This window comes from uncultured Williamsia sp. (genome assembly GCF_947494875.1).
Taxonomy (GTDB): Bacteria; Actinomycetota; Actinomycetes; order Mycobacteriales; family Mycobacteriaceae; genus Williamsia_A.
Genome location: NZ_CANLWM010000003.1, coordinates 307268 through 328003, shown reverse-complemented (window position 1 = coordinate 328003; position 20736 = coordinate 307268). Strand labels below are relative to the sequence as shown.

At 70.3% G+C, this 20736-nt stretch carries 20 protein-coding genes; 8 read left to right on the top strand and 12 right to left on the bottom strand.

The genetic code is table 11. The features are described 5' to 3' along the window. Positions 1-15: 15 nt before the first annotated feature. The 6 genes from Q1A98_RS09740 to Q1A98_RS09715 are packed head-to-tail and all read right to left on the bottom strand — an operon-like array spanning position 16 to position 6907. A complete protein-coding gene (locus Q1A98_RS09740; RefSeq protein WP_299572558.1) occupies positions 16-1242 on the bottom strand; it encodes a TerD family protein in 1227 nt (408 codons plus the stop codon). Continuing rightward, positions 1239-2081: an HAD hydrolase family protein gene (locus Q1A98_RS09735; protein WP_299572556.1), complete on the bottom strand. Its 843-nt coding sequence runs from the start codon at positions 2079-2081 to the stop codon at positions 1239-1241. Before Q1A98_RS09735 ends, Q1A98_RS09740 begins: the two co-directional genes overlap by 4 nt. After that, the gene (locus Q1A98_RS09730) at positions 2078-3193 is read right to left on the bottom strand and encodes a cysteine protease StiP family protein (RefSeq protein WP_299572554.1); all 1116 of its coding nucleotides are present in this window, start codon (positions 3191-3193) and stop codon (positions 2078-2080) included. The genes Q1A98_RS09735 and Q1A98_RS09730 overlap by 4 nt, the downstream gene beginning before the upstream one ends. Further along, the gene (locus Q1A98_RS09725; protein ID WP_299572552.1) at positions 3190-4476 is read right to left on the bottom strand and encodes a phosphoribosyltransferase family protein; all 1287 of its coding nucleotides are present in this window, start codon (positions 4474-4476) and stop codon (positions 3190-3192) included. The genes Q1A98_RS09730 and Q1A98_RS09725 overlap by 4 nt, the downstream gene beginning before the upstream one ends. Beyond that, positions 4473-5705, bottom strand: coding sequence for an HpcH/HpaI aldolase/citrate lyase family protein (locus Q1A98_RS09720; RefSeq protein WP_299572549.1), 1233 nt, complete (start codon positions 5703-5705; stop codon positions 4473-4475). The genes Q1A98_RS09725 and Q1A98_RS09720 overlap by 4 nt, the downstream gene beginning before the upstream one ends. Continuing rightward, positions 5702-6907, bottom strand: coding sequence for a hypothetical protein (locus tag Q1A98_RS09715; RefSeq protein ID WP_299572546.1), 1206 nt, complete (start codon positions 6905-6907; stop codon positions 5702-5704). The genes Q1A98_RS09720 and Q1A98_RS09715 overlap by 4 nt, the downstream gene beginning before the upstream one ends. 189 nt (positions 6908-7096) lie before the next feature. On the opposite strand from Q1A98_RS09715, the gene Q1A98_RS09710 reads away from it, so the two are divergent. The 4 genes from Q1A98_RS09710 to Q1A98_RS09695 all read left to right on the top strand — a co-directional run bounded on the left by Q1A98_RS09710 (position 7097) and on the right by Q1A98_RS09695 (position 10907). Next, complete coding sequence (locus Q1A98_RS09710; protein ID WP_299572544.1) at positions 7097-7672, top strand: TerD family protein; 576 nt, start codon at positions 7097-7099, stop codon at positions 7670-7672. Positions 7673-7766: 94 nt separating this feature from the next. Further along, positions 7767-8882 carry a DUF475 domain-containing protein gene (locus tag Q1A98_RS09705; RefSeq protein ID WP_299572542.1) on the top strand — a complete coding sequence of 372 codons (1116 nt, stop codon included), beginning with the start codon at positions 7767-7769 and terminating at the stop codon, positions 8880-8882. A gap of 23 nt (positions 8883-8905) precedes the next feature. Next, entirely contained in the window at positions 8906-10018 is a 1113-nt protein-coding gene (locus Q1A98_RS09700; RefSeq protein WP_299572539.1) for a ferredoxin reductase, read from the top strand. 166 nt (positions 10019-10184) lie between these two features. Continuing rightward, complete coding sequence (locus Q1A98_RS09695; RefSeq protein ID WP_299572840.1) at positions 10185-10907, top strand: adenylate/guanylate cyclase domain-containing protein; 723 nt, start codon at positions 10185-10187, stop codon at positions 10905-10907. Positions 10908-10926: 19 nt separating this feature from the next. Here Q1A98_RS09695 and Q1A98_RS09690 read toward each other — a convergent pair whose 3' ends face one another. Continuing rightward, positions 10927-11610, bottom strand: a complete 684-nt coding sequence (locus Q1A98_RS09690; protein ID WP_299572536.1) for a YoaK family protein — start codon at positions 11608-11610, stop codon at positions 10927-10929. 176 nt (positions 11611-11786) lie between these two features. Here Q1A98_RS09690 and Q1A98_RS09685 point away from each other — a divergent pair, with 176 nt between their 5' ends. Next, complete coding sequence (locus Q1A98_RS09685; protein WP_299572533.1) at positions 11787-12884, top strand: glycosyltransferase; 1098 nt, start codon at positions 11787-11789, stop codon at positions 12882-12884. A gap of 3 nt (positions 12885-12887) precedes the next feature. Here Q1A98_RS09685 and Q1A98_RS09680 read toward each other — a convergent pair whose 3' ends face one another. Beyond that, complete coding sequence (locus Q1A98_RS09680; RefSeq protein WP_299572530.1) at positions 12888-13751, bottom strand: cyclopropane mycolic acid synthase family methyltransferase; 864 nt, start codon at positions 13749-13751, stop codon at positions 12888-12890. Between the two features lie 149 nt (positions 13752-13900). Here Q1A98_RS09680 and Q1A98_RS09675 point away from each other — a divergent pair, with 149 nt between their 5' ends. Genes Q1A98_RS09675 through Q1A98_RS09665 form a run of 3 tightly spaced genes read left to right on the top strand, consistent with a single transcriptional unit; the run spans position 13901 to position 16288 of the window. Next, positions 13901-14329, top strand: coding sequence for an SRPBCC family protein (locus Q1A98_RS09675; RefSeq protein WP_299572528.1), 429 nt, complete (start codon positions 13901-13903; stop codon positions 14327-14329). A gap of 50 nt (positions 14330-14379) precedes the next feature. Then, positions 14380-14850: a nitroreductase family deazaflavin-dependent oxidoreductase gene (locus tag Q1A98_RS09670; protein ID WP_299572525.1), complete on the top strand. Its 471-nt coding sequence runs from the start codon at positions 14380-14382 to the stop codon at positions 14848-14850. Positions 14851-14875: 25 nt separating this feature from the next. Continuing rightward, entirely contained in the window at positions 14876-16288 is a 1413-nt protein-coding gene (locus Q1A98_RS09665) for a glucose-6-phosphate dehydrogenase (NADP(+)) (protein ID WP_299572523.1), read from the top strand. 167 nt (positions 16289-16455) lie between these two features. Here Q1A98_RS09665 and cynS read toward each other — a convergent pair whose 3' ends face one another. The 4 genes from cynS to Q1A98_RS09645 form a co-directional block, all read right to left on the bottom strand. Next, positions 16456-16908, bottom strand: a complete 453-nt coding sequence (gene cynS, locus Q1A98_RS09660) for a cyanase (protein ID WP_299572520.1) — start codon at positions 16906-16908, stop codon at positions 16456-16458. Between the two features lie 34 nt (positions 16909-16942). Next, a complete protein-coding gene (locus Q1A98_RS09655) occupies positions 16943-18760 on the bottom strand; it encodes a glycoside hydrolase family 15 protein (protein ID WP_299572517.1) in 1818 nt (605 codons plus the stop codon). 69 nt (positions 18761-18829) lie between these two features. Then, positions 18830-19330, bottom strand: coding sequence for a CoA-binding protein (locus tag Q1A98_RS09650; protein WP_299572514.1), 501 nt, complete (start codon positions 19328-19330; stop codon positions 18830-18832). Beyond that, on the bottom strand, positions 19320-20624 hold the full coding sequence (locus tag Q1A98_RS09645) for an O-acetylhomoserine aminocarboxypropyltransferase/cysteine synthase family protein (protein WP_299572511.1): 1305 nt from the start codon (positions 20622-20624) through the stop codon (positions 19320-19322). Before Q1A98_RS09645 ends, Q1A98_RS09650 begins: the two co-directional genes overlap by 11 nt. Positions 20625-20736: the final 112 nt, after the last annotated feature.

The following is a 20736-nucleotide window of genomic DNA, read 5'->3' as shown; positions in this document are numbered from 1 at the left end:
CTCGCGGGCGCAGGGTCAGAGGAAGCGCTCGACCTGCTTCTTTGCCTCACCGGGGTGGCGCGCCTGGATGCCGTCGCCGATCGCCTGCAGCGACCACCCCGACGCCGTCCGCGACACCTTCGCCATGACCATCCCGGTGAACGGCATCCCGCCCGCGAGCGTGTACCGCGCGAGTTCGTGACCGGTGGTGTCGTCGACGAGGCGACAGAAGGCGTTGTCCACCTGCTCGAAGGTGTGACCCTGGTAGGACGTCACGACGAACAGCACCTGGGTGACCGCGGGCGGGACACGCGTGAGGTCGACGTCGATGACCTCGTCGTCGCCCTCACCCTCGCCGGTGAGGTTGTCGCCGTGGTGCCGGATCGACCCGTCCTTGCTGACCAGCTGCCCGTAGTAGGCGAGGTCGCCCAGACGGGAGCCCGCGTACATCATCGCCGACGCGTCGAGATCGATGTTCGCGCCGCGTCCGCCGCCGAACAGCCCCCGCTTGGTGACGACGGGATCCCATCCGAGGCCCATCCGGATGCGGGTGAGCGCGACACCGCCGTCCTTCTTCAGGGACACGGTCTGCCCCTTGGTCAGGCTGACCGGCCGATCCTTGCTGAGGCTGACCTCGCCGGTCGAGGCCGTCGGCCAGGGCTGCGACCCCCCGGTCGGAGCGGGCGGACCGGCGGGCGGCGTGGGGGCGGCAGGTGGCGGGGCAGCAGGCGGGGTGGGCGCAGCGGGAGGCGGCGCAGCGGCGGACGGCGGGGCGGGTGCGTCGTCCACGGACACGCCGTGATCGGTGACGAGTGCCGCGAACCCTCCCGCGTACCCCTGGCCGACCGCGCGGACCTTCCATCCGTCACCGCGCCGGTAGACCTCGGCGGCGATCACGATCGACTCCGTCGTCAGGCCGTCGATCCGGTACTCGTAGGTCTCGGACCCCGAGACGACGCGCGTGACGGGCGCCGAGACCGCGCCGAAGGTGCCGGAGTCCAGGGTGATGACCGCGCGGATCTGGTCGATGTCGGCCGGGACGGCCGCGAGGTCGATCCGTAACGTCCCGCCCGCGCCGGGCACCAGGGTGACCCCGGGCGCCGACGGCTGGTTGTAGAACACGAAGTCCGCGTCGGTCCGGACCTTCCCGTTCGCGGTCACCATCAGCGCCGACAGGTCGGCCGAGGCGGCCACCTGCGCCGTCACCTCGACGCTGCTCGACGGCAGCGGTCCGTTCTGTCCCTTGATCAACGCGGTCGTCATGGGTTCCGTTCTCGGTCGGCGGCAGGTCGAACGTCGGGTCCGGTGCCCCCCGCCCAGCGGAGCAGGGCGGCCACGACCTCCTCGGAGGCCGCGACACCGGATGCACTCGAAACGGACAACGTCGGATGGTGCCACGAGAGTTCCTCGAGCTCGCCGTGTCGCGGTCGGATGGACCGGTGCGCGTGTTCCAACACGGGACGGTCGAGGGCACCGTCGCCGGCCGCGAACACCCGGTCGGCCGGGACACCGGCGCGCGCGGCGACCTCCGCCACCGCAGACCACTTGGTCACCGCGTCGGGCATCAGGTACACCTTGCGGCCCTGCCGCGAGACGTTCCACCCGTCGGCCTCGGCCCACACCCGCCACCGCTCGACCAGGTCGTCGGGGGCCGCTGCGGGGTCGATCACCGCGTAACAGAAGAGCTCGTCGGCCACGCGCGCCGCACGCAGCCACACCGGGTCGCCGTCGGCGACAACCCGCGCGTACACCGACGGGACGGGCATCGCAGTGGACACAGCGGCGTCGATCTGCTTGCGCCACACCGGGTCCGGTTCGCCGTCGACGAGGATCTCGCCTCCGTTGGCCGCGACGGCGAACGCCCGAGGCCGCCCCGGGAATCGGACCCTCCGGTACTGCTCGACCGTGCGTGTCGTCACCGGGACCACCAGGGCGCGTGCGTCGAGCTCGTCGAGCAGATCGACGGTGGTGGGGCTCATGTACGACAGCGGACGGTCGTCGAGGTGTTCGACGCAGCGCAGTCCGTCCACCCCGGCACCGGCCGACGCGGCCGAGAAGATCAGAGTGCGGTCGAGATCGACGGCGGCGAGTGCGCTGTTCACCGATCGGCCTCCCTGATCAGGCCGACGCAGGCGTAGGCGAGTGCCGGGTCGGTCTCGACGGGCACGCCGCGAGCCGCCGCGAGGGCGAGGATGTGGCGGAGTGCGGGGTCCTCGGGGTCGCGGACGAGGACCCGCCACGGGACCCGTCGCAGGAGCACCCGCGTCGTCTCGCCGACCCCGGGCTTGACGAAGTTCACCGAGGAGATGCCGAAGGCGGCGCGAATACGCTCCACCGACGCCCAGCCGCGGAAGTCCGGGGTGCGGTCGGACGCGCGGATCGTCGCGACCCGCTCGTCGGCGTCGTCGGTGACCGCGGGGAAGCGCGCCGAGACCGTGTCGAGCAGATGGTTCGACACGTCGTCCGCGGCGAGGTCGCGGTAGAACTTCGCGCCGTGGAACTGCCCCGGCGCGAGCAGCCTGTCGTTGAGCACCGTCCGGGACACGAGCCCGGAGACGGTCGAGTTCAGGCAGGCCGAGGCGATGAGGAAGTCGTCGCGCGTGCCGAAAGTCCGCACGCAGTGACCGGGGTCGGCGAGGACGGCGAGGTCCGGGTCGCACCGGGGCCCGCCCGTGCGGGCGAGGTCGTCCAGAGCATCCGCCAGCTCGCGCGTGATCGCGCCCTTGCCGGTCCACCCGTCGACGAACACGATGTCGGACGGCGGGTGGTGGTCGGCGAGCCAGCCGACGGCAGCGGCGTCGATGCCGCGATCACGGACGATGGACACCGCGAGGTGCGGCAGATCGAGGCCGTGCCGGTGGCGGGCCCATCGGCGCATGAGGATGCCGATCGGGGTGCCGGCCCGCGCCAGCGACGCGAGCACGATGTCGGTGCCGCGTTCGGCGAGGAGGAGGTCGGTGACCGTGGCGACCGCCGTGGCGAGCACCCCAGCCGTCTCCTGCAGCACCTGCTCGAACAGGTCCCGATAGGCCGCGTCGGGCTGGAACTCGTGCGGCAGCGACTCGGCGTAATGGGCCGTCCCCGCCTGGATCGCCGCCTCCCGATCGGCGATGTCGGCCTCGAGGTCGACATGTGACAGGTCGGTCAGCAGCCACCCCACCTCGTCGGGGGCGTAGCTGCCGAAGTCCGGTCCGCGGAGCGGTTCCTGGGTCACGCGGACACCCTGCCGGAGTCCACGCGTGCCCGCGCCAGGGCGTCGAACGAGGTCCCGCCCGCGACGACGACGAGGAGGTCGCGTCCACCCGCGGTGAGCACGTCTGCCACACCACCCGGTGCGGCGAGCGCCGCGGTGTCGGCGGGTGGGTCGACCACGAGCACCCGCTGGGTCGCGGGGTCGTCGGCGGCGGCGTTGTACAGATGCCGGGTGCCGTGGACGCCTGCCGCCGACTCGGGTTCGGGTGCGGTGAAGGCGAATCCGCTGCGCAGCGGGTACCCGGAGTGGGTGCTGACGTAGGCGGGGGAGCGGGTGGTGGTCTGCGAGGTCACCGACCGGCCGCGGTCCTCCAGCGCCGCGCCGATCCGCAGGGGCAGGTACATGAACTCCTCGTGGCCGAGCACCAGGACGGGGCGACGGGGGTCCAGGCGCTCGGCGATCGCGTCGACGACGGGGACGAGTGCGTCGTCGAACGCCGCGGTCTCGCTCGCGAGCATGCCGTGTCGCCCGCTGTCCGGGACCTCGGCGGGCCAGTCGATGCATGTTCGCGTCACCGTTCCCGCCGGGCCCGTCGTGTCCGGGGCCAACGGGTCGGGGAGTGCGGCGACCCGGTCGACGAGATCGGGCGGGACCACGGCCGATCCGGTGGCGAGGGCGACGAAGTCGACGGCCACCCCGGCCTCCCGGGCCATCGCGGCGCAGCGCTCACGATCGGTCTCGGTGCGCAGGTCGACCAGGGCCGCGACCACCCACGACGACGCCCGCACGGTCGGCTGCAGGGCGGCGATCGCCGCTATCGCCGTTGCGCCGGTGGAGATCTCGTCGTCGACGAGCACACACGGGACACTGGGCGGGATCAGATCCCGGGACGTCGGTTGCACGAGGTGGTCGGTGGCGTGCGAGTGCCCCTCGACGAACCGGGCGGTGGTGGGCACCGCCGGGACCGCACGACGCGTGGACTGCAGGTGGACCTGCGCGTGCAGGCGACGGGCGACACAGTGACCGAGACCGGTCGCGGTCTCGGCGAACCCGAAGACGGTCATCGGTCCGTGTGCGTCCACGACCGTCGCGACGTGGTCGGCCAACGCCTCGGCCGCGCCGATGATCCGTGACGGCGCGACCGGGATGTGCTTGCCCAGCACCGTCGACACCCACAGGTGGGCCCGACGCGGGTTGCGGCGCAGACCGGGCCGAACCAGCTCGTCGACAGACCATCCCGCCACCCCGGCGCGGGGTGTGATGCGCAGTCCTCCTGTGGGATCCAGTGCCGACGCGTCGGTCACCGGTCGACCACTGCGGTCAGCACCTCGATGATGCCGACCTCCGGGCGCGTCACGCCGAACGCCTCGGCGCGCAGCAGGGTGCGGATCGCCCAGTTCCGGTGCGGGCGGCGCTCGTTCATCTTGTTGCGATAGCTCGAGGCCAGGACACCGCCCTCGGTGTCCGCGTCGCGGGTCCCGACCCCTGCCGCGTCCCGGTCCTCGTCGCGGCCCAGTACGGCGAGCGCGTCGACGTACTCCTCGTGGGTGACGGTGCTGGTGGCGTTGACGACGTTGACGTGTGTGGGATGGATGACGGTCTTGCCGAGGAGGCCGTTGGCGCGGTCGAGGACGATCTCGCGGAGCATCCCGTCGAGGTCGCGGCTGACGAGGTGTCGTCGGAACCGCACCGCGTCGAGCTCCTCGAACGGCGTGTTGCGCAGCAACGGCCGGAACATGCGCTCGTGGGCGTTGTAGTACTCCCACACCGGTCCGGTGATGGTGAAGCCCGTGCCGTCGTGGCGACCCAGTCGGGTCACGACGGCGGCGATCACCGACGCGACCGGGTGCACGTCGTAGATGGTGAGGTCGGGGTCGCGGCGGATGCCGAACGTGCCGCTCAGGTCGGTCGCCCCGATGCGTACGGCCAGCACACGCTCGCGGTGCGCGGCGAGGATGTCGGCGATGCCGGCGAGTTCATCGGCCCGGGTGTCGGGGTGCACGACCCGCGGTGACTCGATGATCGGCATCGCGTACAGCGGACCGTGCGGGGTCGGGGTCGCGGCGGCGATCCGTGCGAGGTGGTCGGCGCCGTCGGCGGTCCCGAACTTCGGCAGCGCGAACCCGGAGAGTGCGACGGCACCGCGGCCGACACGCTCGAGCACCGTGTCGATCTGTGGTCCCGATCGGGTGCGGACGAAGGTCATCGGCGCCCCGTCGACGCCGGCGAGGTCGTCGAGGGTGGCGACGACGGCGGCGAGGCCGGCGCCGACCTCGTCGTCGGGGACCGCGTCCTCGAGGTCGAGGACGACCGAGGTCGCACCCGCCTGCCCGGCGCGCAGCACGGACGCGGTGAGGTCGGGACGGACGGACGGGATGTACAGCGTCGCGCCGAGCGCCGCGGCCACCTGGTCGCGGGACCCGTCGAGCGGTATCGGCCGCGGCAACCGGTGGAACAGGCGGTCGCACTGCTCCCCGGTGAGGTTGGGGAAGTGGGTCACCGACCGCCCGAGCGCGGCGTGCGAGCCGGTCATCGTGCACCGGACTTCATCTTGCCGACCACGTCGGCGACGAACTCCGACACGGAGTCCAGTTCGCGGACATAGGCGAGGTAGTCGGGATGACGACCGGTCAGACCCTCGGCGGCGCGGTCGACCCGACGCGCGGCGGCGTCGATCACCGAACCCCAGCGGGCCACGAGTCCGCGGTCCACCGCGAGGAGTTGCGCGTCGCGGATGGCGAACCGCGTCCGGCGTTCCACGGCACCGGGATCGTCACGGACCGACCGCAGCAGGTCGAGCCGGTCGGTGACGCCGTCGACGAGCCCCTCCGCACGGGCGAGGTCGTCACGTGCCGCCGCGATCTCCCGCGCGGCGGCCTCGGGATCGGAGTCGGCGGCACCGGCCGCGGCCCGGATGTGCTCGTCCGCGCGGTCCACGGCCTCCCGGCCCCGGCGGTCGTCGCCGACGACGTCCTCGGAGCACGCGGCCGAGAACTCCCGCAGCAGAGCGGAATACGCGTCGGGCAGTCGCTCGGCGCGGGTGGCCACCGCCGAGCGTCGGGTGCGGACCGACGCGAGCGCACGGGTGACCTCGGCGGTGCGTCCCGGTGCGCGCTCGATCGCGCGGCGCAGCGCCTCGGTCGTCGCGACGAGCCGCTCGGTCGCCCGCGCGACGTCACCCGGTCGGCCCTGCGTGCGGGCCTGACCGACGGCGTCGCGCGCGGCCTCGGTGTCGCGCACCGCGGCACGGACCGAGGCGTATGCCTGCGCGGCGGGCGGTAGTCCGCCGACCCCGGCCAGCGCCTGGTCGGCGGCCTGGATCGCCTGTGTCGCCCGGGTCGGCAGCGCCGCCGCGGCCGACCGCGCATGCTCGACCGACGTCGCGTGCCGCTCGTAGAAGGTGTCGAGACGCGTGGCCCTGTCGTGCAGCGCCGCGGTGCAGCGCTGCAGGTCAGCCACCGTGGGCGCGGGCCCCGGGGCCGTCGGATCCGGATCGGCGGAGAGGCGCAGGTAGTCGTCGATCGTGGCGTACACCTCGTCGCGCAGCGGGCCGAACGCGGTGACCATGTCCGGGTGGAGGCCGAGGTCGCGGGCAGCGTCGACTCCGTCGTCGATCACCGACAGTCGGCGGTCGAGATCGAGGAAGGCGCGGACCATCTCGGCGCGGGCGGTCTCCACCGGACCGTCGGAGGGGCCGGCGGTGCGTGCATCACGCCGGAACCACCCACTGACCACGCCGCGATCGTACTGGTGCACGTGACCGGCGTGTCCGGCTCGGGCCGCCACATCCGTCCTTCGGGGGATGACCGGGATGTCGGGTCCCCGCGTACCGTGGTGCCCACGAACGGGGTGGGTGGCCACCGCGCACCCCGACGCAGCACGACCCCGCCCCGGGGAGGTCCCGGCCGGCGAGAAAGGACCGACATGGGCGTCAGTTTGAGCAAAGGCGGCAACGTCTCCCTCACCAAGGAGGCACCGAACATGACCGCGGTGTCGGTGGGGCTCGGATGGGACATCCGCACCACCACCGGGACCGATTTCGACCTCGACGCGAGCGCCATCGCCGTCGGCACCGACAAGAAGGTGTTGTCGGACAAGCACTTCGTCTTCTTCAACAACCTGACGTCGCCCGACGGCTCCATCGAGCACACCGGCGACAACCTGACCGGTGAGGGCGAGGGCGACGACGAGGTCATCAAGGTGAACCTGGCGGCCGTGCCGCCGGAGGTCGACTCGATCGTCTTCCCCGTCTCGATCTACGACGCCGACTCGCGGTCGCAGTCGTTCGGTCAGGTCCGCAACGCGTTCATCCGCGTCGTCGACCAGTCGAACAGCAACGAGATCGCCCGCTACGACCTGTCGGAGGACGCGTCGACCGAGACCGCCATGGTCTTCGGCGAGCTCTACCGCAGCGGGTCGGAGTGGAAGTTCCGCGCCGTCGGTCAGGGGTACGCCTCCGGATTGGCGGGCATCGCCCGCGACTACGGTGTGAACGTCTGACGACCAGCACCACCCATCTCGTCGGCACAGCCCGGGGAGACGCCACCGCCGGCGTCCCCCGGGCTGTGCCGCGCCATCGGAAAGGCTCCCACCCGTGGTAGTCCGCATCTTCGGGATCTCGGTCGCCGTGTCGATCGTGTCCCTCGTCGTGGCGTTCCTCTACGGCAGCTGGGAGGCGGTCGCGCTCTGCGCCATCCTCGGTGTGCTGGAGGTGTCGCTCTCCTTCGACAACGCGGTCATCAACGCGACCGTGCTGGAACGGATGAGTGAGTTCTGGCAGAAGATCTTCCTCACCGTCGGCATCCTCATCGCCGTCTTCGGCATGCGGCTGCTGTTCCCGCTCGTGATCGTCTGGATCACCGCGGGACTCAACCCGGTCCGCGCGTTCGATCTGGCCATGAACCCGCCGGCGGAGGGCTCGGGCCAGGAGTCCTACGAGCAGATCCTCACCGACGCCCACCCGCAGATCGCGGCGTTCGGCGGCATGTTCCTGTTCATGCTGTTCCTCAACTTCATCCTGTCCGAGCGCGAGACGACCTGGCTCGACTGGCTGGAGAAGCCCCTCGCGGCGATCGGCCGTCTCGACCAGCTCGCCGTCGTCATCGCGGGCGGCACCCTCGTGCTCGTCGCGGAGTTCCTCGCCGACGACACCCACCGCGCGACGATCCTCATCTCGGGGACGCTCGGCATGATCACCTACATCACCGTCGACGGACTGGGCTCGCTGTTCCACACCGAACAGATCGGTGATGCCGACGGGGAGGAGGTCGCGGGCGGCTCGAGCGCACGCGGTCCGTCGGCCGCGGTGAAGGCGACCGGCAAGGCGGCGTTCTTCCTCTTCCTGTACCTCGAGGTCCTCGACGCGTCGTTCTCCTTCGACGGCGTCATCGGCGCCTTCGCCATCACCGCCGATCCGATCATCATCGCCCTGGGCCTGGGGTTCATCGGCGCGATGTTCGTCCGGTCGATCACGATCTACCTGGTGCGCACCGGGACGCTCGCCGAGTACCGCTACCTCGAACACGGCGCGCACTGGGCCATCGGCGCGCTGGCGGTCATCCTGTTCGTCTCGATCGAGTACCACATCAACGAGGTCATCACCGGCCTCGTGGGCGTCGCGTTCATCGGCGCCGCTCTCCTCAGCAGCATCGCCGCCAACCGCCGCGAGAACGCCGCGGAGCCCACACCCGACCGCACGCCGGTCGGCTGACACCACAGCGAGGAGACCCCACGATGGACCTGCTCCGATGGAGTCGACGGCCGGCCGAGGGGGTCGCGGCGACCACCTCGCACGCCCCGGTGATCCGCGGCCTGCTCGCGCGCGCCACGACACCACTCCTCCCCGACGACTACCTGCACCTGCTCAACCCGCTCTGGTCGGCGCGGGAACTGCGCGGCCGGGTGGTCTCTGTGCGCAAGGAGACCGCCGACTCGGCGACCGTCGAGATCGAGACCGGCTGGGGCTTCTCCCACGACTACCGGGCCGGACAGTACGTCGGGATCGGTGTGCAGATCGGCGGCCGGTGGCACTGGCGGTCGTACTCGCTCACCTCGATCGGCGCGGCGCGGCACAAAAGGATCACCGTCACCGTGAAGGCCAACCCGGACGGGTTCCTGTCGACGCACCTCGTCGACGGGCTCGCACCGGGCACGGTCATCCGCCTCGCACCGCCGCGCGGCGACTTCGTCCTGCCCAGTCCGCCGCCGGCGCGGCTGCTGTTCATCACCGCCGGCAGCGGGATCACCCCGGTGATGGCGATGCTGCGGAGCCTGCGCGACCACGGGACCCTGCCCGACGTCGTCCACGTCCACTCCGCACCCACCCGCGACGACGTCATCTTCGCCGACGAGCTGGCCGAACTCGCGCAGACGGCCGACTCGTACACACTGCACCTGCAGCTCACCCGCGAGATGGGCAAGGTCGACCTCGGCGCCCTCGACTCCGTCGTGCCCGACTGGCGCGAGCGGTCGACGTGGGCGTGCGGTCCGGTGCGCATGCTCGACGACGTGGAGCAGGTGTTCGCCGGGGCGGGAGTCGCCGAGAACCTGCACATCGAGCGCTTCGCCATCGACCGCGGCGACGTCCGCGGCGAGGGCGGAACCCTCACCTTCACCCGATCGGACAGGTCGATCGAGGTCGACGGCGCCACGACGATCCTCGAGGCCGGTGAATCCCTCGGTGTGTCACTGCCGTTCGGATGCCGGATGGGTATCTGCCAGACATGTGTCGTGCCCCTTATATCGGGCCACACCCGAGACCTGCGGTCGGGGGAGGAGCACCGCGAGGGCGAGCGCGTCCAGACGTGCGTCTCGACGGTCTCGGGCGCGTGCACCATCGACCTGTGAGGCGGTCTCGGCGATGAGCGACGACGTGTCCCGGACGCCTGAGGACGACGCCCGTGACCGCGAGCAGGAAGCGCGTGAACGCGAGCGGGAAGCGCGCGAGCGAGCGCGTCGCGCCGGGAAGGCCATCGCGACCGGCCTGGTCCGAGCGAAGGACTGGGCGTCGCGGATGAACCACACCGAGACCGTCATCCGGGCGGCGCGGTCGGCGCGCACGCGGGCGCCGGGAGACCTGCCGGTGATGGACTTCTCCGCACCCGCCATGCGCTACAGCGACCGTCTGGCGCGACTGATCGGCGGTGGCGACGAGCCCACCGCGATGCGTGAACTCGGGCTGACCGCGGTGCAGATGTGGCAGACCCTCGGCGGTCGGCGCCAGGTCGACGACGACCCGCGACCGGTCACCATCCTCTTCACCGATCTCGTGAACTTCTCCACCTGGGCCCTCGACGCCGGCGACGACAAGGTGCTCGACCTCGTACGGAAGGTGAACGCTGCCACCACCGAGGTGGTGCGTAACCGGGGTGGCCGCGTCGTGAAGTCGCTCGGCGACGGCGTCATGGCCGTCTTCCTCGACGGTGCCGACGCCATCGAGGCGGCCCACGAGGCCGGACTGGCCGTCAGCGCGATCACCGTCGACGGATACCGCCCCGCGCTGCGCGCCGGACTGCACACCGGCACACCGCGTCGCGACGGGGACGACTACCTCGGCGTGGACGTGAACATCGCTGCCCGGGTCGCCGACGCCGCGGGCGCGGGTGAGGTACTCGCCACGAGCGCCACCCTGGACGCGACCGACGCCGACAAGTACGTCCGGCGACGTCGACGGTTCCGCGCCAAGGGGACACCGAGCGACCTCGTGGTCTATGCGGTGGTCCCTCGCTACGAATGAGTCGCCGTCACTGCGGCTCTCACCCGAGGATGCCTGCGCGCTCGTCGAGCCGGTAGGTGTACAGCGCGACACCACCGCAGATCACGGTGGCCACCAACAGCATCTGGCCACCGGTGATGACGAGGCTGACGATCCCGCCCAGCACACCGCCGACGACGAACGCCAGCCACAGGAGGAAGTAGCCGTTCCACTCCTTCGCCTGACCGCCGCTGATGTGTCGCTCGATGCCCTGCCCGAGCTTCACCAGGGTGCCGGTCACGTAGCTCAGGGGGACGGACACCTCGCCCTTCTTGTCATCGCAGAACGACGTGTTCAACGCACCGATCCCGAACGCCACGAACAGGATCGGGATGAAGGTGACCGCCGGGGCGTCGAAGCCGGCGGTGACGAAGTCCACGCCTGTCGCGATGGCGAGGCTGATGGTCGTGAGCATCGTCGCGCCGTGCGGGTGGTTCACCCACAGGTGTCGCCGCAGCAGTGACGCGACCACGACACCGGCGACGAACGTGACGGTGATGAGGATCGCGGCCGTCGCCATGGCCGGTCGTCCCACGAGATAGCCGAGGGCGGCGCGCTCGGCGTTTCCTGTCATGAAGGTCACGAAGTAGCCGGTGGTCTGGATGAACGCCGCCGCTCCCACCAGGCCCGCCATGGCGGCGAGCACCCACGAGACCACTGCTTCTGGATCCCCGATCGGTTTCATGCCTTCCAAGGCTAGCCACGCATGCCGCATTTCACCGTTTCGCCCGTGTTACACATCGTCTTCTCAGGAATGAGTTGTGCCACATCACCATCGACGGTCCGACAGTTGTGGCGGTGTTGCGATCCCGGCCACCTGACGGACATCTGACGGCGGCGGGAGGGCGCCACACTGCGGACGTGCGCATCGTGCAGGTCGCCAACTTCTACGGGCCGCGGTCGGGCGGGCTGCGCACCGCCGTCGACCAGCTCGGCCACGGCTACGTGCAACGGGGACATCAGGTCTCGCTCGTCGTGCCGGGGCACCGCGCCGACGAGGAGATGCTCCCGTCCGGGGTGCACCGGATCACCGTCGCCGCACCGTCCATCCCGTGGACGGGCGGGTACCGGGTCGCCGACCCGCGTCGGGTGACCGACATCCTGCGCGGCCTGGCGCCCGACGCACTCGAGGTCTCCGACCGGCTCACGCTGCGTGGGCTCGGTCCCTGGGCCCGACGTCGGGGCGCCGTGGCGGTGATGATCTCGCACGAGCGTCTCGATCGGCTTCTCGCGCAGGCGATGCCGCGTGCCTGGGCGCGTGCCGCCGCGGACGTCGCGAACGCACGGTCCGCCGCGGGACACGACGCGGTGGTGTGCACCACGGAGTTCGCCCGCGCCGAGTTCGATCGCATCGGGGCCCGCAACGTCTACCGCGTCCCGCTCGGCGTCGACCTCGACCTCTTCCATCCCCGGCGACGTGACTCCGCGGGCGGCGGGCGGTGGCGCGACGGCGGGGGACAGCTCCTGGTGCACTGCGGGCGGTTGTCGGTGGAGAAGCACGTCGAGCGCAGCATCGACGCCTGCGCCGGTCTTTTGGAGGCCGGTGTGGCGGCGCGCCTGGTGATCGCCGGTGACGGTCCGCGCCGCCCCGCCCTGGTCCGTCGGGCCGCAGGACTGCCGGTCGAGTTCACCGGGTTCCTGCAGACCCGCGACGAGGTGGCGGACCTCCTCGCCGCCGCCGACGTGGCCATGGCACCGGGTCCGCACGAGACGTTCTGCCTCTCGGCGCTGGAGTCGTTGGCCGCGGGCACACCCGTGGTCGCCTCCCGGACCTCCGCGGTCGCCGAGATCGTCACCGCCGACTGCGGGGCGATCACCCCGAACACCGCAGCGGCGTTCACAGCAGGGGTGCGCACCGTTCTCGACCTCGCCGACGCCCGGGCCCGGGCACGCGAGCGCGCCGAGACGTTCGGCTGGCCGGCGACGGTCGAGAAGATGCTGCGGGTGCTCAGCGCGTGAGCGTCACTTCTGCAACGTGAACTGCATGACGTCGATGTAACCGTTGCGGAAGTAGTCGGCGCAGCCGGTGAGGTACTTCATGTAGGTGTCGAATACGTCGCGGTTCGCGATCCGGACCGCGTCGTCCTCACGCTCCTTCAGCGACGCGGCCCACGTGTCGAGGGTGCGCGCGTAGTGCTGCTGCAACGGTTGGATGCGCTCCACGGTGAACCCGACGCGGGTGCTCTCCCGCTCGACGTCGTGCGGCTCGGGCAACTGCCCGCCGGGGAAGATCTCGTTGGCGATGAACCGCGCGAAGGCCAGGACGTCGCGGGTGATCGGCAGGCCCTTCTCGCGGATCACGTGGCGGTTGAACGCGACGATCGTGTGCAGGAGCATCACGCCGTCGTCGGGCAGGATGCCGTAGGTCTTCTCGAAGAACGCCGGGTAGCGCTCGGCGCGGAAGTGCTCGAACGCGCCGATGCTGACGATGCGGTCGACGGGCTCGTCGAACTCCTCCCACCCCTGCAGACGGACCTCGGCGGTGCGGCCGGCGGGGGTGGCCGCGGCCAGCGACTCGTTGACGAGCTCGTACTGGTTCTTGCTCAACGTCAGTCCGATGACGTCGACGTCGTAGCGCTCCATCGCCCGCTTGATGGTGGTGCCCCATCCGCAGCCGATGTCGAGCAGACGCATGCCCGGTTCCAGGCCGAGCTTGCCTAGGGAGAGGTCGATCTTGGCGTACTGGGCCTGTTCGAGGGTGTAGTCGTCCTCCTCGAAGTACGCGCAGCTGTACATGCGGGAGGGGTCGAGGAACAGGTCGAAGAAGTCGTTGGACAGGTCGTAGTGGGCCTGCACGTCCTCGTAGAACGGGTCGAGCTCGGTCATGACGACACCTTCCGGTTCGGGTTCGAGAGGTCGCACGCGGGGCGCGACGCAGCGGGCTCAGGCTACCCGTGTCACTCGTCACAACCCCGTGTGACCCGGGGCGCCGGGGGTACTCCCGGTAGCGTCGTCGGTCGAGCAGAGGAGCAGCGGTGGCAGATCTGGACGTGACGGTCCGCAGTGAGGTCGACCCGGCCACGGCGTGGTCGCTGGCCTCGGATCTCCGGCGGTTCGACGAGTGGCTGACCATCTTCGGCGGCTGGAAGTCCGACGTCCCCGACGAGATCACCGTCGGCACGAGCGTGAAGTCGCTCATCAAGGTCAAGGGTTTCCGCAACACCATCTCCTGGCGGGTCACGCGATACGACGAGCCCACCCGCATCGGACTCGAGGGCAGCGGTCGGGGCGGGGTCCGGATCACCCTCGACCTCACGGTGTCCGCGGACGGTGACGGCTCACGGTTCCGTGTCGCCGCCGAGTTGTCGGGCGGTCTCCTCAGCGGTCCCGTCGGTCGCATGGTCGCGAGGGTCATCGAGGGCGACGTCCGCCGCTCCGTCGACAACCTGGCAGCCCTGCGCTGACCCACTCCCGCGTAGCGTCATACCCCTGGGCTCGCACCGAAGGGATCACCATGGGTCTGCTGACACCGCTCGCCGTCCGCATCGGGGCGGTCGGTTGGATGCCGAAGCTCCTGCCCGTCATCGAGAAGACCGACGTTCGGCTGCAACGGATCTCGAACGGGAAGGTCTCCGTCCTCGACATCGCCGGGCTGCCCAACCTGACCCTGCGGGTACCCGGCCGCAAGTCCGGCGTCGTCCGGTCGACGCCTCTGCTGTGCGTACCGCGCGACGGTGACTGGCTCATCGCCGGCTCGTACTTCGGCAACCCGAAGATGCCCGCCTGGGTGCACAACCTGCGTGCCACCGACACCGCCGAGATCGTCCGCGGCGGGACCCCGATCCGCGTGCGGTGGCGGGAACTCGCCGACGCCGAACGCTCCGCGGCGTGGCAGGACCTCCTCGACACCTGGCCCAACTTCCGGCTGTACGAACAACGCACCGACCGCGTCATACCGGTCTTCTCGCTCACGGCCGTCGACTGACCCTCGCATCTGGCAAGGTGGAACCATGCCCGACACCCCCACGGTCTTCGTGTTGTTCGGCGCCACCGGTGATCTCGCCAAGCGGATGGTGCTGCCCGCGTTCTACGAACTCGAGCGCCGCGGGCTGCTGCCCGAGCAGTGGCGTCTCGTCGGCAACGGCCGCGGTGAACGTACCGACGACGAGTTCCGCGACCACGTCCGGTCGGCGCTGGAGGAGTTCGGCGACGGCGTCGACGACTCGTGGGACGCCTTCGCGGCCAACCTGCGCTTCGCGGGCCACGGCTTCACCGTGGACGACCCGGGGCAGCTCCCCGACGTCGTCGAGGAGATCCGCAACGACGACGACCTGAGCGGCGACGACGTCCAGCTGGTCCACTACATCGCGTTGCCGCCCAGCACCTTCACCGACTACACGAAGGCCCTGGGCGAGCACGGACTCGCCGAGGGTTCGCGGGTCGTCTACGAGAAGCCGTTCGGCACCTCGCAGAAGACCTTCACCGAACTCGACGAGGCCGTCCACGCCGTCTTCGACGAGTCGCAGGTCTATCGGATCGACCACTTCCTGGGCAAGGAGAGCACCCAGAACCTGCACATCCTGCGGTTCGCCAACGGCATGTTCGCCGGTCTCTGGAACCGCGAGCACGTCGAGCAGGTGCAGATCGACGTGCCCGAGACGCTCGACATCGACGACCGCGCGGAGTTCTACGACGCGACCGGTGCCGTCCTCGACATGGTGGTCACACACCTGTTCCAGGTGGCCGCCGAGGTGGCGATGGAGCCGCCGCTGAGTCTCGGCGCGGACGACCTGCAATCGGCGCGCGAGTCCGTGATCGCCGCGTTCCGTCCGATCGACCCGTCCGAGGTGGTCCTCGGCCAGTTCCACGGGTACCGCGAGACCGAGGGCATCGACGACGATTCGACGACGGACACGTTCGTTGCCGCGCGGCTCTGGGTCGACACCGACCGCTGGCGCGACGTCCCGTTCGTCCTGCGCACGGGGAAGAAGATGGGCGTCTCGGCGCAGCGCGTCACGCTGGTGTTCCGGCGACCCGAGGACGGTCCCATCACCCACATCCCCCAGGGCGGGGCGGCGCTCACCTTCGACCTGTCCGGTGACGGCAGCATCGACATCACCGTCACCGTGAAGGAGCCGGGTCCCGGCGAGGACCTCGCGGTCGCGCACCTCGACCTGCCGCTCGACACCGTCGACTCCGACAACGGCGGCGCCCTGTCGCCGTACTCGCGCCTGCTCAACGACGTCCTCGACGGTGACCGGTCGCTGTTCACCCGCCCCGACGGTCTGGCGCACGTCTGGGAGGTCGCGCAGCCCCTGCTGGAGAACCCGCCGTCGGTGCAGTCGTACCCCGCCGGCTCGATGGGGCCGGGTGCGGCCGATCAACTCGCGGCGCCGATCGGCTGGTTCGTCACCGGGAAGTGACCCCGGTCCCGTTCGGCGGGCGGTAGGACCCGTTCGTTGGGCGGTAGGACCCGTTCGTTGGGCGGTAGGAACCGCGCGGACGGCCTAGCCACCCATTCGACTGCTCCGGGTGCCCAACAGGTGGTCCCGGGCGCCCAACAGACGGCGCGGGCCGTGCGTGTCGGATGTCAGTCGGCCGAGACCCAGTCGTAGGGCAGGAACTTCCCGTCGAGGGTGATGACGACGCGGTCACCCGACGGGTGCGGCTTCTTGTCGATGTCGACGCTGAAGTTGATGGCGCTCATGATGCCGTCGCCGAACTGTTCGTGGATCAGTTCCTTCAGCGCGGGTCCGTACACGGCCAGCGCCTCGTAGAGCCGGTAGATCGTCGGGTCCTTGCTCACCACGTCGCGGTCGGTGCCACGGACCGGGACCGCCCCGAGGATCGGGACGAGATCCGTGGACAGACCGAGCTTCTCGAGCAGCACCTCGGCCTCCGGTCGCGGGATGGGGTGCTGTCCCAGCAACGCCGCGGTGGTCCACACGACGGGCTTGTCGATCGCGTCGGCCAACGACTGCCATGTCAGTCCGAGTTCCACGCGGCGGGCGGCGATGGTGCGGGTCACGTCGTCTCGTGTCATGCACACCAGGATCACGCAGATCCGTCCGCGCCGCTCAGTCGCCGAGTTCGCGGTCGAGGTTGTAGGCGGCGCTGATGAGGGCCAGGTGGGTGAAGGCCTGCGGGAAGTTCCCCAGCTGCTCACCGGTGAGGCCCACCTGCTCGGCGTAGAGACCGAGGTGGTTGGCGTGGGTGAACATCTTCTCCATCGCCAGGCGTGCATCGGCGCGGCGGCCGACGCGGGTGAGTGCCTCGACGTACCAGAACGAGCAGAGTGAGAACGTCCCCTCGGTGCCACTCAACCCGTCGTCGTGATCGCTCGAGTCGTACCGGAACACCAGCGAGTCGCTCACCAGTTGCCCCTCGATGGCCTTCAGCGTCGACAGGAACCGAGGATCGGTGGGGGAGAGCAGCTTCACGGCGGGGATCAACAGGAGCGATGCGTCGAGGCGGTCGGATTCGAATGTCTGCGTGAAGGATTCACGCTCCTCGTTCCACCCCTTGACCATGATCTGATCGAAGATCGCGTCGCGGGTCTTCATCCAGGTGCCGACGTCACCGGGCAGCCCGCGTTGGCGGCTCATCCGGATCATGCGCTCGAACGCGACCCAGCACATCAGCCGCGAGTACACGAAGTTCTGCGACTCCGACCGCACCTCCCAGATGCTCTCGTCGGACTGGTCCCAGTTGTCGACGAGCCAGGACATGACCTCGCACAACTGATGCCACGAGTTCCACGAGATGCCCGGCCCGTACTTGTTGAACAGGTAGACCGAGTCGATGAGTTCGCCGTAGATGTCGAGCTGCATCTGGTTGGTCGCACCGTTGCCGATGTTGACCGGGGTCGACCCGCGGTAGCCCTCCCAGTGCTCGAGCGGCTTCTCGTCCGGCGGTGCCTCCCCGTCGATGGTGTACATCAGGCGCAACGGCCGTCCGTCGGCGCCGCCGCCGGCGCTGAAACGTCGTGTCAGCCAGCCCATGAACGCGGCGGCCTCGTCGTTGAACCCGAGACGCAGGAGCCCGTACAGGGAGAAGGCCGCATCACGGATCCAGACGTAGCGGTAGTCCCAGTTGCGTTCGCCACCGATCTCCTCGGGCAGCGCGGTGGTGACCGACGCGACGATGGCTCCCGTCGGCTCGTGCGTCATAAGCTTGAGCGCGAGGGCCGAGCGGTGCACCATCTCACGCCACCGGCCGCGGTAGTTCGACTGGCCCAGCCACGCCTGCCAGAACCGCACCGTCCCGTGGATGATGTGCTCCGACGCCTCGGAATCGACCTCGTCGTCCGGGATCTCGTCGACGCCGAGGGTGAACGTGGCGGCCTCACCGACGCCGAGTCGGACCTGGGCGGCGACGACGCCGCCGTCGACCTCGAGCGGGACGTCGGCGGCGAGGTGCAACGTCAGGTCGCCACCGGTGAGCGTGATGTGGGTGTCGTCGACCCCCGACGCGGTGTGGTCGGCCCGGCCGTAGTCGAACGCCGGATCGAGGCGCATGGCCATCGTGACCCGCCCGCGCACGCATTCGATCCGCCGGACGATGCGGGTGCGATGCTCGGGATCTCGCGGTTGCGCCAGGGGCATGAGGTCCTGCACCTCGGCGACGCCGTCCTCGCTCATGAACCGGGTGACGAGGACGTTGGAATCGGGCAGGTAGAACTGCCTCGTCGACACCAGACCGTCGACCATCGACACGTCCCACGAACCGCCCTTCGACGCGTCCAGCAGCGACCCGAACACGCTCGGCGAGTCGAACCGCGGACAGCAGAACCAATCGATGCGCCCCGTGGTGCCGACGAGTGCCGCCGTACGGAGATCGCCGATCACCCCATGGTCGGCGATGGGCAGGTACCGGGGTGTGTCGTCGTCGCTCACACCGTCCATCGTGTCATCGCACCCGACGAGCACCGGTCGACGCGCCCGTGAACAGGGACTACAGCGTCGTCAGAGGCCGCTGCGTCGCCGCGAGTCGATGACTCCGGTGTCGAAGCCGGCGAGGTGGAGACCCCCGTGGAAGCGGGCGTGCTCGATCTTCACGCACCGGTCCATGACGACGTCGAGTCCGGCCTCCTCGGCGCGACGTGCGACGTCCTCGTGCCAGAGACCCAGCTGCAACCAGAGGGTCTGCGCACCGACGGCCAGCGTGTCGTCGAGCACCGAGGGCAGGTCGTCATGTCGCCGGAAGACGTCGACCATGTCGGGGACGCCCGGCAGGTCGGCGAGGCTCGGGTACACCGGCGTCCCGTCGACCTCGTCGATCGTCGGGTTCACCAACCACACGGTGTAGTCCGAGGTCGACGTCAGGTAGCGGTTGACGAAGTAGCTGGCGCGGGCCGGGTTCGCGGAGGCCCCGACGATGGCGATGGTCCTGGTGCGCAGCAGGATCTCGCGTCGACGGGCCGCCGACGGGCCCTGCCAGGTGCGTGTCTGCGTCTCAGCGGTCACTGTCGACCTCCTCGGTGGCGACGGTCAGCGCCTGGTCGAGATCCCACAGGATGTCCTCCAGGTCCTCGATACCGACGCTGATGCGGACGAGGTCGTCGGGCACACCGGCGGCCTCCAACTGCTCGGGGGTGAGCTGCCGATGGGTGGTGCTGCCCGGGTGGATCACCAGGGTGCGCACGTCGCCGATGTTCGCGACATGGCTCGCCAGACGGACGTTCTCGACGAGTGCCTGCCCGGCGCGACGACCGCCGCGCACCCGGAAGGCGAACACCGCTCCGGGCCCCTTGGGCAGGTAGCGCGCGGCGCGCTCGTGATGCGGGTGGCCGGGCAACCCGGCGTAGGCGACCGATGCGGTGCGCGGGTCGGCGTCGAGCCACTCGGCGACCGCCTGTGCGTTGGCGACATGGGCGTCCATCCGCTGCGGCAACGTCTCGATGCCCTGCAGCAGCTGGAACGCCGAGGTGGGTGACAGGCTCGCCCCGAGGTCGCGGACCTGCTCGCTGCGGACCTTGGTGAGGAAGCCGTACTCGCCGAAGTTGCCCCACCAGCTCAGTCCGCCGTAGGAGGCGACGGGCTCGGTCATCGCCGGGAATCGGCCGTTGCCCCAGTCGAATCGGCCGGATTCGACGACGACGCCGCCGAGCGTGGTGCCGTGGCCTCCGAGGAACTTGGTCGCGGAGTGCACGACGACGTCGGCACCGAACTCGATCGGCCGGCAGAGCCACGGCGTGGCCATCGTCGCGTCGACGACGAACGGGAGCCCGTGCTCGTGCGCGACCGCCGCGAGCCCCTCGAGGTCGGCGATGTCTCCCGACGGGTTGCCGATCACCTCGGCGTAGACCAGCTTGGTGCGATCGGTGATCGCGGCCGCGTAGTCGGCGGGGTCCGTCCCGGGGACGAACGTGGTCTGGATCCCGAAGCGACGCAGGGTGACGTCGAGCTGGGTCACCGTGCCGCCGTAGAGGCCGGCCGCGGCGACGATGTGGTCGCCGCTCTCGCAGAGGGTGGCGAAGACGGCGAATTCCGCCGACAGTCCGCTCGCCGTCGCCACGGCCCCGATGCCGCCGTCGAGGCTGGCGATGCGTTCTTCGAACGCCGCCACCGTCGGGTTCCCGATCCGGGAGTACACGTTGCCGTACTTCTGGAGGGCGAAGAGGTCACCCGCGTCGTCGGCGTCGCTGAAGACGTAACTGGCGGTCTGGTAGATCGGGACGGCCCGGGCACCGGTCGTCGGATCGACGCGGGCCCCCGCGTGGATCGCCCGCGTCCTCAGCCCGAAGGCGTGTTCGCTCACCTGCCGATTTCTACCAGCCCGCGACCACGTGCAGGTCGGCGCACCGCCTGCGGCCTCACCGTTCCCTTCGGCTCACCGTGAGCAGAAAGTCACCCCTGCCACACAGCACGGC